Annotated in this window: 10 protein-coding genes; 3 read left to right on the forward strand and 7 right to left on the reverse strand. The window is 71.0% G+C overall.

Features of this window, described 5'->3' with window-relative positions; translation table 11 throughout:
* The first annotated feature begins 52 nt into the window (after positions 1-52).
* Positions 53-988, forward strand: a complete 936-nt coding sequence (locus tag PUR53_RS24840) for an FAD-dependent oxidoreductase (RefSeq protein WP_329909718.1) — start codon at positions 53-55, stop codon at positions 986-988.
* Positions 989-1,120: 132 nt separating this feature from the next.
* Here PUR53_RS24840 and PUR53_RS24845 read toward each other — a convergent pair whose 3' ends face one another.
* The 3 genes from PUR53_RS24845 to PUR53_RS24855 form a co-directional block, all read right to left on the reverse strand.
* On the reverse strand, positions 1,121-2,845 hold the full coding sequence (locus PUR53_RS24845; protein WP_329902327.1) for a BCCT family transporter: 1,725 nt from the start codon (positions 2,843-2,845) through the stop codon (positions 1,121-1,123).
* Positions 2,846-2,929: 84 nt separating this feature from the next.
* Complete coding sequence (locus tag PUR53_RS24850; protein WP_329909684.1) at positions 2,930-4,213, reverse strand: M14 family metallopeptidase; 1,284 nt, start codon at positions 4,211-4,213, stop codon at positions 2,930-2,932.
* The gene (locus PUR53_RS24855; RefSeq protein ID WP_329909685.1) at positions 4,210-6,177 is read right to left on the reverse strand and encodes a Xaa-Pro dipeptidyl-peptidase; all 1,968 of its coding nucleotides are present in this window, start codon (positions 6,175-6,177) and stop codon (positions 4,210-4,212) included. Before PUR53_RS24855 ends, PUR53_RS24850 begins: the two co-directional genes overlap by 4 nt.
* A 248-nt stretch (positions 6,178-6,425) precedes the next feature.
* On the opposite strand from PUR53_RS24855, the gene PUR53_RS24860 reads away from it, so the two are divergent.
* Positions 6,426-7,955: a M1 family metallopeptidase gene (locus PUR53_RS24860; protein ID WP_329909686.1), complete on the forward strand. Its 1,530-nt coding sequence runs from the start codon at positions 6,426-6,428 to the stop codon at positions 7,953-7,955.
* Between the two features lie 96 nt (positions 7,956-8,051).
* Here the strand turns inward: PUR53_RS24860 and PUR53_RS24865 are convergent, their stop codons facing one another.
* Together PUR53_RS24865 and PUR53_RS24870 are read right to left on the reverse strand one after the other, a co-directional pair.
* Complete coding sequence (locus PUR53_RS24865) at positions 8,052-8,528, reverse strand: F0F1 ATP synthase subunit B family protein (protein WP_329902331.1); 477 nt, start codon at positions 8,526-8,528, stop codon at positions 8,052-8,054.
* 90 nt (positions 8,529-8,618) lie between these two features.
* Positions 8,619-8,762 carry a hypothetical protein gene (locus PUR53_RS24870; RefSeq protein ID WP_329909687.1) on the reverse strand — a complete coding sequence of 48 codons (144 nt, stop codon included), beginning with the start codon at positions 8,760-8,762 and terminating at the stop codon, positions 8,619-8,621.
* A gap of 34 nt (positions 8,763-8,796) precedes the next feature.
* Here PUR53_RS24870 and PUR53_RS24875 point away from each other — a divergent pair, with 34 nt between their 5' ends.
* Positions 8,797-9,426 (forward strand): MerR family transcriptional regulator, encoded by a 630-nt coding sequence (locus tag PUR53_RS24875; RefSeq protein ID WP_443080353.1) that lies wholly within the window; start codon positions 8,797-8,799, stop codon positions 9,424-9,426.
* 10 nt (positions 9,427-9,436) lie between these two features.
* Here PUR53_RS24875 and PUR53_RS24880 read toward each other — a convergent pair whose 3' ends face one another.
* Entirely contained in the window at positions 9,437-10,198 is a 762-nt protein-coding gene (locus PUR53_RS24880) for a DUF5995 family protein (protein WP_329909689.1), read from the reverse strand.
* 231 nt (positions 10,199-10,429) lie between these two features.
* Positions 10,430-12,604 carry a 3-hydroxyacyl-CoA dehydrogenase NAD-binding domain-containing protein gene (locus PUR53_RS24885; protein ID WP_329909690.1) on the reverse strand — a complete coding sequence of 725 codons (2,175 nt, stop codon included), beginning with the start codon at positions 12,602-12,604 and terminating at the stop codon, positions 10,430-10,432.
* Positions 12,605-12,624: the final 20 nt, after the last annotated feature.

A 12,624-nucleotide genomic window follows, 5' to 3' on the forward strand; every position in this document is an offset into this window, starting at 1 on the left:
GCATGACATATTCCGTTAACGTCCCTGCGTGGCCAAGGAATCGAACAGCGATATGAGCGACGTGATCGTGGTCGGTGGCGGAGTCGTCGGTCTCACCACCGCCGTCGTTCTGGCGGAGAGCGGCCGACGGGTTCGGGTGTGGGCGCGGGAGCCCGGGGAGCGCGCGACGTCCGGCGTCGCGGGCGGACTGTGGTGGCCCTACCGGATCGAGCCGGAGGAACTGGTCGGCGCGTGGGCGCTCGACACCCTCGCGGTGTACGAGGAGTTGGCGGCCCGGCCGGACGAGACAGGCGTACGTGTGGTCGAGGGCGTACATGGCGGGACGTCGCTGGACACGCTCGGCGCGTGGGCCTCGCGCGTGGCCGGGCTGCGCGTGGCGACGGCCGGGGAGTACCCGGGTGCCGGGCTGTGGGCGCGGCTGCCGCTGATCGACATGCCGGTCCATCTGCGGTGGCTGCGCGAGCGGTTCGTCGCGGCGGGCGGTGCGGTGGAGCAGCGCACGGTGACCGATCTCGCGGGGGTCGAGGCGCCCGTGATCGTCAACTGCACGGGGCTGGGCGCCCGGGAGCTGGTGCCGGATCCTTCCGTGCGGCCGGTGCGGGGGCAGTTGGTCGTGGTGGAGAACCCCGGGGTGACCACCTGGCTCACCTCGGTTGACCACTCCGGTTCCAAAAGCACGTACTTCATGCCGCAGCCGGGCGGGCTGATCCTCGGCGGTACGGCGGAGGAGGACGCCTGGTCCCTGGCGCCGGACCCGGTGATCGCGGAGGAGATCGTGCGGCGGTGCGCGGCGCTGCGGCCCGAGATCGCGGGAGCCCGGATCATCGAGCACCGCGTCGGGCTGCGGCCCGCGCGCCCGGCGGTCCGTCTGGAACGCGAACTCCTGCCGGGCGGACGGGCGTTGGTGCACAACTACGGGCACGGCGGGGCCGGGGTCACCGTGGCGTGGGGATGCGCGAGGGAGGCCGCACGGCTCGCGGCCGTCTGAGCACAGGGCCGCGGGCCGTGGGACCGGTCGCGCGGTGCGGGGCGTCCGATCGGCCGCGCCGTGCCCCGCGTCCGGCCGGCCGCGCGGTTCCCCGCGCCCCGATGGGCGCGGCACACCGGCCCCTTCGCGTGCCTACTCGGAGCGATGACCGATCGGGTCCCCCTCGATCTCCGTGCCCTGGCCCGGGCCGACCCGGATCTCGAACTCGCCGTCGTAGCGCTTGTGGCCCTCGATGACGGCCAGTTCGACCGCTTCGGAGGCCATCTCCTCGCGGACCATCACGGGGTCCCGGCGCAGGTCGCGCATCATCGCCACACACATGCCGATCATCACCAGGACGAACGGCGCGGCGGCCAGGATCGTCAGGTTCTGCAGTCCGGTCAGGGCGTCGCCCTGACCACTGCCGACGAGGAGCATGATCGCGGCGACCGCCCCGGTGACGATGCCCCAGAACACGACGACGAAGCGGCCGGGTTCGAGGGCGCCCCGCTGGGAGAGCGTGCCCATGACGATGGACGCGGCGTCGGCGCCGGAGACGAAGAAGATGCCGACGAGGATCATCACGAGCAGGCTGGAGACCGTGGCGAGGGGGAACTCGTGCAGGACGGCGAAGAGCTGGCCCTCCGGTGTGGCCTCCTCGCCGAGCCGGCCCTGCTCCTGGAGCTTCATCGCCGTGCCGCCGAAGACCGCGAACCAGACGAGGCTGACCGTGCTGGGCACGAGGATGACACCGCCGACGAACTGGCGGATGGTGCGGCCGCGGCTGATGCGGGCGATGAACATGCCGACGAAGGGCGTCCAGGAGATCCACCACGCCCAGTAGAAGACGGTCCAGCTGCCGAGCCAGTCGGCCACACCCTCGCCGCCGGACGCCTCGGTGCGGCCCGCGAGCTGGGGCAGGTCGCCCAGGTAGGAGAAGACCGAGGTGGGCAGCAGGTCGAGGACGAGGATCGTCGGACCCGCGACGAACACGAAGATCACGAGCAGCAGGGCCAGCACCATGTTGGTGTTGGACAGCCACTGGATGCCCTTCTCCACTCCGGAGACGGCGGACGCGACGAAGGCCAGGGTCAGGACGGCGATGATGGCGACGAGCAGCCCGGTGCCCACCTTGTCCATCCAGCCCAGTTCGCGGAAACCCGAGCCGATCTGGAGGGCGCCGAGGCCCAGGGAGGCCGCCGAGCCGAAGATCGTGGCGATGATCGCCAGGATGTCGATGGCGCGGCCGACGGTGCCGCCCGCGTGCTTCTCGCCGATCAGCGGGGTGAAGACGGCGCTGATGGTCTGGCGGCGCTGCTTGCGGAAGGTGCTGTAGGCGATGCCGAGGCCGACCACCGCGTAGATCGCCCAGGGGTGCAGCGTCCAGTGGAAGAGGGTGGTCGCCATGGCCGTTTCCATGCGTTCCCCGGAGCCCTCGGGACCCGTGCCCGGCGGGGGCGTGGTGTAGTGGGCGAGGGGCTCACTGACGCCGTAGAACATCAGGCCGATGCCCATGCCGGCGCTGAACATCATGGCGACCCAGGAGACCGTGCGGAACTCGGGTTTCTCGCCCTCGACGCCGAGGTGGATACGGCCGTAGCGGCTGACCGCGAGCCACAGGGCGAAGACGACGAAGCCGGAGGCGGCCAGCATGAACGCCCAGCCACCGTTGTGGAGCAGGCCGTTCAGCATCTTGTCGGAGGCGGTTTCGAGCGCGTCGGTCCAGATGGCGCCCCAGAGCACGAAGGCCAAGGTCAGCGCCGCCGTCACACCGAACACGACGCGGTCCGTCCGGGGCCGCCCGCCGCCGGGGAGACCCGCCTCCGAACCCGGAAGCGCGCCTCCCCCGTGGTGGGTGGTGCGATGATCGTGCGTCACAGGTGGAACCTTTCAGCGAGTGGCTGGAACTGACCTTCTCCTGCCCAGGAACCCCTACCACATGTGACCTCGATCCTTACTCGTTCAACAGGCGGTGTCGGGCACCCCCACCGTCAGGCGGTACGGCGCCCGCTCGTCGAACAGCAGCGGGACCAGCGCGCGCAGCGGCTGGCGCAGCGGTACGAGGACGCCGTCCCCGTCGCCGTCACCGTTGCTTTCCGGCCGCACGCGGACGCCGTGCAGCGCCAGCTCGTCCGCGAACTCCTCGTACTGCTGTGCGGTGAGCCGGTAGCCGCAGGGCGGGTCCTGGATCACCTCGGCGGGTTCGGCGGGGTCGTTGTCGGCGCCGCCGACGTAGACCGGGCCGGTGTCGCGGAGGCCGGCGAGACGGGCCGCGCCGGTGACCCGGTCGACCTGTCGGCCGCGTTCGGCGGCGAAGCCGAACAGGCCACGCAACGCCGCGAGCTGGGAGTTCACCCGGCGCAGGTTGTTGGCCGGCTCCGGGGTGTCGGCCGTCAGGGGTTCCACCCGGCTCTCGATCAGCAGCCCGACCGAGTGCTTGATTCCGGACATGTTGCGCAGGATGCGTTCCTGGCCGTCACCGGCGACCTGGCGGATCGGATCGCCGGTGACCGGGTCGGTCCAGATGCCGTAGGTGCCGGTCGAGTGGCCGGCGGCCTCGGCGGCTGGGCGTACGTGGTCGAGGGAGAGCCCCCGTGCCTCGCGGTGGACGGCCGGGTCGGTGTTGAGGTTGCGCGGCCAGAGGTCGAAGAGGTCCTTGTCGTAGTACTGCGGGGTGGCGCCGTATTCGTGCAGGTCGTAGACGATGTCGGGCTTGCGGTCGCGCAGGACGGCGGCGAGGGCCCGCGCCTCGGCGGTCCGCAGGGCGAGGTGGTCGCGGTTGATGTCGACGCCGTCGCCGTTGCCCCGGGTGTCGGCGGCCCGGCCGTCGGGGTTGGCGGTGGGGACGACGAGCACGGTGGTCGATCTCAGCAGCCGTTCGGTCCGCGCGTCCCTGGCGAAGGCGAGGTCGCGCACGGTGGTGAGGCAGGCGTCGCGGCCGGAGGGCTCGTCGCCGTGCTGACTGCAGATGAGCAGGACCGTGCGCGAGGTGGGGCGGGTGCCGATCCGGACGAGTTGGAGCGGGCGCCCCTGCTCGGTGGTGCCGACCCGGGTCGTCGACACCCGGTCGCTCGCCCGGTCGACGGCGGCCAGGAACGCCTGCTCCTCGGGCTGGCTGGTCCAGCGGGCGCCGCCCGACCGCTCGAATCCCGTGCGCGGCGGCGGGGTGTCCGTCGCGTGCGCGGGCGTCGACAGCAGGGGCACCGTGAGCGCCGTGGCGATCAGCGCCGCGGTGCGGGCCCTCATGCGCCACCGCCCGGCACGCGGGCGGCCCGGCCCGGGTCGCGTACGCCGTCGAGGACCGAGGTCTCCGGGCGTGCGGTGGCGCCCGAGGTCGCCTTCTCGAAGGCCGCGCTGCCGCCGACCAGGGGGACCTGCGCGGAGGTGCGCCTGAGGTCGATGGTCAGGGTGGGGGTGCTCGACGGCGGGTCGATGAGGTCCTCGTCGGTGCCCGCGATGATCAGCGCGAGGCGGTGCCCCGCCGGGACGACGTGATCGCTCGCGTGCAGGTCGAGGGTGATCGTGTACGGGGTGCCGGGGGTGAGCGGGGCTCCCGTCGCGGAGGAGTGGTTGCCGAGGTCGGCCCAGCCGCGACTGAAGATCGTGTAGTCGACGTCCGCGGTCCTGGCCTTCGTCTCCCTGAAGCAGGAACTGTCACCGGCGGTGCTCGGGCCCCAGCAGGTGCGCTCGGTGAGGGTGGTGATGCCCTCGCCGGTGGCGGAGTAGTCGCGGATGGTGTCCGGGCCGAGGTCCACGAGGACCGCCGAGAGATGGGCGGTGGACGTGGTGGGTGTGGCCGTGACGGTCACCCTGGAGGAGCCGGACAGGCGCAGGTCCTTGGTGAGGGGCGCGGTGACGAAGCCCGCCTTCTCGGGGGTGGACCGGTCGATGTGGGCGGCCCAGTCGGTCTCGTTCAGCGCGGGGTCGTCGGTGAAGGTCTCGGTGCCGGACCGTTTGCGCAGGCCGAGGGTGCCGACGCCGGGCTCGTCGCCCTCGGCCGGACGGAGGGTCGTGGCCTTGGTGGCGCGCGGCGGCCAGACCCTGGACGTCTCCCACTGGTCCGGGTGGCGTTCGATGTCGGCCATCGGCTCGTCGTCGATGCCGTTGTCGTAGCCGAGGAGTTCATGGTCGAACCAGCGGTGCAGGGTGTCGACCCAGGCGGCGCGGCGGAAGTCGAAGGGGTCGACGTGGCCGACCTCGGAGAGCCAGATCTTGCGCTCGACGCCGTGCTTGGCGAGCGCGTCCCACCACTGGCCGAAGTGCTTGGGGCGGACGTTGAGGTCCTGCTGACCGTGGACGACGAAGACGCTGGCGTCGATCTTCCGGACGTCCTTGGCGTAGTCGCGTTCCGTCCACAGCGGGGTCCAGTCGCCGGTGCGCGGGGCGCCGTCGACGAGTTCCCGCTGGACGTGGCCGCACTTGGCGCGGGCGTCGGGGCTCTCCACGTAGTCGGACAGCCACTCGGGGCCCGAGTTGTAGAGGGGGGCGCCCTTGGCGAAGTAGTAGTCGTACCAGGAGGAGATCGCGCCGATCGGGACGATGGTCTCCAGGCCCTCGACGCCGGTGGCGGCGACGCCGTTGGCGATCGTGCCGTCGTAGCTCTTGCCGATCATGCCGGTCCTGCCGTTGGTCCAGCCGGCGGCCTTCGCCTTCGTCGCGCCCGTGCGGGTGGTGTACGCCTTGCCTCGGCCGTTGAGCCAGTCGACGACCGCCTTGGCCGACTGGATGTCGGAGCGGCCGCCGACGTCGACACAGCCGTCGGAGCGGTTTGTTCCGGCGAGGTCGACGGCGACGAAGGCGTAGCCGCGGGGCACGAAGTAGTTGTCGTAGAACAGCGGCATCTGGACGACGTTCCCGTTCGCGTCGTACGTCTTGCGTTGTCCCTCGTTGCCGCGTCCACAGCAGGAGTAGTAGGGGCTGGCGTCCATGATCACGGGGATCCTGCGGCCTCGCAGAGCGGGTTCACTCGGGCGGACGATGTCGACGGCGACCCGGTCCGGCTTCCCGTCGCGGTCGCCGTCGAGCCCGGTGTCCACCCAGACGGATTCGCGGACGGCGTCGTCGTACGAGTAGATCGGCTCGCTCTTCCGGGGGGCCGGGGTGCCGGCGGCCGCCGGGGTGAGGAACGTGGCGGTGAGGGCGGCGGCCACGGCCGCCGTCGCGAGCGTTCTCCAGGTCGTGAGGTGTGTGCGTCGCACAGGTATCGGCATGCGCGGACGGTACTGCGGTCAACTCCCGTGCGACAGAGGGACTGTTGGGAACTCGTGGGACTTCGGCCACGGTGTGGCCGGAAAGGAGCGTGGGACGGGGTCGCTCATGACGGCCGAATGGCGATCGTGTGACAGGGGCGGCCATGGACACGGCCGGGCTCGCAGGGACTGAATAGGCTCCGAACAGCTTTCGCGCGGCGGCGTTCCCCACCGACGCGCATGCGCTCCCCCACGACTTGGAGTGATTCGTGCACCGCAGACTCATCGCACCGGGCGCGCTCGTGGCCTCCCTGCTGCTGGCGATCCCGGCGTCGGCGGCGGACCACGCGCCCGGCGCGCCGGGGATCGGCGATCCCTACTACCCGGCCTACGGCAACGGCGGATACGACGTCTCCCACTACGACCTGCGACTGAAGTACCAGCCGGCGACGGACAGGCTCGAGGGCACGGCGACGCTGCTGGCGAAAACCACCGAGGACCTGTCCCGCTTCAATCTGGACTTCCTGCTCGATGTGAGCGAGGTCCGGGTCAACGGGGCCAAGGCGTCCTTCGCCTCCTCCGGTGAGCACGAGCTGGAGATCACGCCGAGGAACCCGCTGCCCAAGGGCACGGAGATCACCGTCGTGGTGCGCTACAGCGGGGTGCCGTCGTCGAAGCAGGCCTACGGCTTCACTAGCTGGCTCCGCACGCCCGACGGCGGGGTCGCGGCGGGCGAGCCCGAGGCGGCCTGGTGGTGGTTCCCCAGCAACGACCACCCGCTCGACAAGGCCACGTACGACGTGTCCCTGCTGGTCCCGGACGGCTCGCAGGCCCTCTCCAACGGCACGCTCCAGTCGACGAGTTCACGCGCCGGCTGGACCCGCTGGAACTGGCGCTCCGACAAGCCGCAGGCCACCTACCTCGCGACCCTCGCGGTGGGGAAGTTCGACGTCACGAGCGGGCGGACCGAGAACGGCATCCCGATCGTCAACGCGTACAGCAAGGACATCGGGGCCGGCTACGGGGCGGCGCGCGCCAGCATCGAACGCACGGGCGAGGTGGCGGACTGGCTGACCGAGTACTTCGGGCCGTATCCGTACAACGCGCTGGGTGGGTACGTCCCCAACACCCCCCAGGTCGGGTACGCGCTGGAGACGCAGACCCGGCCGTTCTACAGCCCGCGGCAGTTCGCGAACGGGTCGAACGTGTCCGTCGTCGTCCATGAGCTGGCCCACCAGTGGTACGGCGACCTCGTCTCCGTCGCCGGGTGGAAGGACATCTGGATCAACGAGGGCTTCGCGCGGTACGCGCAGTGGCTGTGGTCCGAACACGAGAACGAGGGCACGGCGCAGGAGCTCGCGGACCACGTGTACGCGTCGCATCCGGCCGACGACCCGTTCTGGACGGTGAAGCCGGGTGACCCCGGGCCGGAGAACCAGTTCCATCTCGCCGTGTACGACCGGGGTGCGCTGGCACTTCAGGCGCTGCGCAACGAGGTCGGGGACGAGGCGTTCTTCGAGGTCCTGAAGGGGTGGCCGGCGAAGTACGCGCACGGGAACGCGACGGTGGGCGACTTCGTCGCGTACGCCGAGGAGGTGGCCGGGCAGTCACTGGACGGCTTGTTCGACACGTGGCTGTACCAGCCGGTGAAGCCGGGGGCGGCGGCCGCCGACGAGGTGGGGGTGGCTGCGGCCGGGGGTGCTCGTAAGGCGCCGAAGTCTTGGAAGAAGATCGCGGCGACGAACTCCGTTCATGAGCATGAGCGGGGGCACGGACAGGGGCACGGACAGGGGCACTAGGAGCTCGGGGGGTACGGCCGGGGCGTGGCTGCGGGTTCGTCGTGGTTTCTCGCGCAGTTCCCCGCGCCCCTGGAGGGTGGGCTTCGCCCCCCCTCCTCAAGGGCGCTGGTGGGCCCTTGCCTCGATCGGTTCTCCGATGATTCTGCTCGCCAGGTTCGAGGCCAGTTCGGATACCTGGACGCGGAGTTCGGCCTCGGCCGTGGCGCGGTCCTCGGTCAGGCGGGCGTGGCCCTGGGCCAGGAGGGCGGTGTGCTCGCGGCGGCCGTCGGCGCGGGCCTCGGCGATCAGGGCTGTGCCCTCCTCGACGGCGCGCTGACGGATACGGGCGGCCTCGTGCCGGGCTTCGGCCAGAGCCGCCGCGACCTCCTCCCGCTTGATCCGGGCCTGCTCCCGCAGCGCTTCGGCCTCCGCCTCGGTGCCCTTCGTCGCGGCTTCCCGTTCGTCCAGGACGTGCTGGATCCGGGGCACGAACCGGACGAAGAAGAGGAACACGAGCGCGAACAGCACGGCCGCGACGACGAGTTCACCGACGACGGGGTTCAGCGGGCCGATGTCCATCGGGAGAAGATCCATACCGATGCCCTACCCGTTCGCAGGAGTGCGGTACCGCGCGCCCCGGGTTCAGTCCCCGTAGTCGTACACCGTCACCGCTATCCCGCGGTGTCAGAGGACTGCTGGGACAGCGATACTGCTGTGCATGACGACCGACATCGGGGAGAGCTCCGGGTCCGGGTCCGGGTCCGGGTCCGGGTCCGGGTCCGGGTCCGGGTCCGGGTCCGGGTCCGGGTCCGAGGAGATCGTGCTCACCGTCGATGAGCTGGCCGCGCGGGCGGGGGTCACGGTGCGTACGGTCCGCTTCTACGGCACCCGGGGCCTGCTGCCGCCGCCGGAGATCGGGCCCCGCCGGGTCGGGCACTACGGTCGGGACCATCTCGCACGGCTCGCGCTGATCGAGGAGTTGCAGCGGCAGGGCATGACCCTGGCGGCCATCGAGGGGTACCTGCGCCGGCTGCCGCCGGACCTCACCCCGCACGAACTCGCGCTCCAGCGCGCGGTGGTGGCCTCCTGGGCGCCGGACGCGGTGGCGACGGTCACGCGGGAGGAGCTCGACCGGCGCGCGGGGCGGCCCCTGGACGAGGAGGACGTGGAACGGCTCGTGGCGATGGGCGTCGTCGAACGGGACGGTGACGGTCTCCGGGTGGACCCGGGGCTGCTGCGGCTGGGCGTGGAGCTGCTCGGCGTGCCCCTGTCGGAGGAGTCGATCCGCGCCGCGCGGACCGTACTGATCGAGCACTCGCGCGCGGCGGCCCAGGCTTTGTCACGCGTGTTCCGCGACGCGGTGGCGGAACGCGATCCGCAGGCCGTGAAGTCCCTGTCGGCCCATATGCAACCCCTCGTGGTGCAGGCTCTGTTGACGACCTTTCAGCGATCTCTGAAGGACGAGCTGAGCCAGTGGACGGCGGAGTCCTGAACCACGGGCATCACCGCACGGCGCGGTCCAGATGGGTAATGACGGCGGGCACGTCGTCGCTCTCGGTGCTCCGGATCAGCTGCAGGGCCGGACGGACGACGCCGCCGGGGCGGGCGATCAACCGGGCGAGGACGGCGGCCCGGATGTCGAGCCGTTCGATGGTCGCCGCGCGTTCCTCCTCGTCCTGACCGGCGAGCAGCACCGCGTTGAACCAGGCCTCCTCCCTCGACCGCCGCACGCTGAAGTCGAGGATCCGCTCGTCGGTGCGGGCTCCGACCTGGTCCAGCAGCGACATCAGGGGCGACAGCGCGCCGAGCGAGTCCTGCACGGCGAGCACGACCCGCCCGAGGATGTCGTTGATCAGCAGGAAGTCGCGCCGCAGGGCGTGGATGTCCTCGCCCGGGCTGGTCCGCGCCGCGGCGACGGCCAGGTCCAGGTTGATGTGCGCGTTCACGCCGAGGAGCAGGTGCTGGACGATGACGGTGTCGGCGTCGTCCAGCAGCCCGAACGTCTCGCGCCAGCAGCGCGGCCCGCCCCGGTCACGGCGCCAGGCGTCGTACGCCTCGAAGTAGCGGTTGCCGAAGAGTGTGTCGAAGCGGTCCATCCGGGCACCGTCGTCGAACAACCCCTCGTGAATGGCCCTGCGGACCTCGACGGTCACTTGACGGTACAGCGCCGCGAAGTACCCCACCCGGTCACCACCACGCCGCGCCTCCCGCACGACCCCGGCGAGCCCGTCCACAACCTCGTCGATGTTCCCGGCCACCACCATGCCCAACTCCCTCCCACGACCCCATGGTTGGACCACACTCGACCAAAAGCGAGCGCCCCGCCAGAGGAACGGAGAGAACCGCGCCCCGCCAGGGGCGCGGGGAACTGCGCGAGAAGCCCCACCCGCCCGCAGCCGAAGAACGCACCGAGGGGGGTGGAAGGGGCGCAGCCCCTGGGGATGGGACGGGTAGGGGCGGCGGGGACGAGAGAACCCCCAGCCACCCCCACAACCTCACACGTCCCCGAACCGCTCCCCCGATTCCGCCTTCTCCACCAACAGCACCGGCGGCTCGAACCGCTCCCCATAGAGCCCGGCCAACTCCCGCGCTCGCGCGACGAAGCCCGAGAGCCCACCCTCGTACCCGTTGATGTACTGCAGCACCCCACCGGTCCACCCCGGGAACCCGATCCCGAAGATCGACCCGATGTTGGCGTCGGCGACGGACGTGAGCACGCCCTCCTCCAGCAACCGCACCGTGTCCAGCGCCTCAGCGAAGAGCATCCGCTCCTGCATGTCCCGGAACGGAATCCGATACCCCGGCTTCGTGAAGTGCTCCCGCAGTCCGGGCCAGAGCTTGGCACGGCGCCCGTCGGACTCGTAGTCGTAGAACCCGGCCCCACCGCTGCGGCCGGTGCGGCCGAACTCGTCGACCATGCGGTCGATCACGGCCTCGGCGGGATGGACGGTCCAGGTGCCGCCGGCCTCCTCCACGGCCCGCCGCGACTCCGCGCGGATCTTGCGGGGCAGGGTGAGGGTCAGCTCGTCCATGAGGGAGAGGACCTTGGCGGGGTAGCCCGCCTGGGCCGCCGCCTGTTCGACGGAGGCGGGCTCGATGCCCTCGCCGACCATCGCGACACCCTCGTTGATGAAGTGGCCGATGACCCGGGAGGTGAAGAAGCCGCGCGAGTCGTTGACGACGATCGGGGTCTTCTTGATCTGCCGGACCAGGTCGAAGGCGCGGGCCAGGGCCTCGTCGCCGGTCTGCTCGCCCTTGATGATCTCGACCAGCGGCATCTTGTCGACGGGCGAGAAGAAGTGCAGACCGATGAAGTCGGACCGGCGGACGACGCCCTCGGCGAGCTCGGTGATGGGGAGGGTCGAGGTGTTGGAGCAGAGCAGGGCGTCCGGTGCCACGACCCCCTCGATCTCCTGGAAGACCTTGTGCTTGAGCTCGGTGTTCTCGAACACGGCCTCGATGACGGCATCGCAGCCCGCGAGGTCTGCCGGGTCGGCGGTGGGGGTGATCCGGGCGAGGAGGGCGTCGGCCTTCTCCTGGGTGGTGCGGCCCTTGGCGACCGCCTTGGCGCAGAGCTTCTCCGAGTACCCCTTGCCCTTCGCGGCCGCCTCGGGGGTCACGTCCTTCAGGACGACCTCGATGCCCGCGCGGGCGCAGGAGTACGCGATGCCCGCCCCCATCATCCCGGCGCCGAGGACGGCGACCCTGCGGACCCGACGGGGCTCGATGCCCTGGGGGCGGTTGGCGCCGGAGTTGACGGCCTGGAGGTCGAAGAAGAATGCCTGGATCATGTTCTTCGAGGTCTGCCCGGCGGCCAGCTCCACGAAGTAGCGGGCCTCGATGACCTGGGCGGTCTCGAAGTCGACCTGGGCTCCCTCGACGGCGGCGGCGAGGATGCGGCGCGGCGCCGGATAGGGCGCACCGTTCGTCTGCTTGCGCAGGGTGGCGGGGAAGGCGGGCAGGTTCGCCGCGAACTTCGGGTGGGCGGGGGTGCCGCCGGGGATGCGGTAGCCGGGCTTGTCCCAGGGCTGCTGCGACTCGGGGTTGGCGTCGATGAACGCGCGAGCCTTGTCCATCAACTCGTCCCGGGTGGCGGCCACTTCATGGATCAGGCCGTTCTCCAGGGCGCGCTGCGGGGAGTACTGGGTGCCCTGGAGGAGCACCTTCAGCAGGGCGTCGGTGATGCCGAGGAGCCGGACGGTGCGGACGACGCCGCCGCCTCCGGGGAGCAGGCCGAGGGTGACCTCGGGGCAGCCGATCTTGGAGCCGGGGGCGTCGAGGGCGACGCGGTGGTGGCAGGCGAGGGCCAGCTCGTAACCGCCGCCGAGAGCGGCGCCGTTGATCGCCGCGACGACCGGCTTGCCGAGGGTCTCGATGCGGCGCAGGTTGCGCTTGATCTCCAGGCCGCCGTCGAACAGCTGCTGTGCGGTGTCGGGGGTGACCTTGATGAGGTCGCGGAGGTCGCCGCCGGCGAAGAAGGTCTTCTTGGCGGAGGTGATGATGACGCCGCGGATGGTGTCCTTCTCGGCCTCCAGACGGTCGGTGATCACCGCGAGGGAGTCGCGGAACGCCTGGTTCATGGTGTTGGCGGACTGGTCGGGGTCGTCGAGGACGAGGGTGACGAGGCCCGTGCGGTCCTGTTCCCAGCGGATGGTGGTGCTCTCGGTCATGGCGGGGTCTCCGTAGAAGT

Source organism: Streptomyces sp. SP18BB07 (assembly GCF_036322545.1).
GTDB classification, from domain to species: Bacteria; Actinomycetota; Actinomycetes; order Streptomycetales; family Streptomycetaceae; genus Streptomyces; species Streptomyces deccanensis.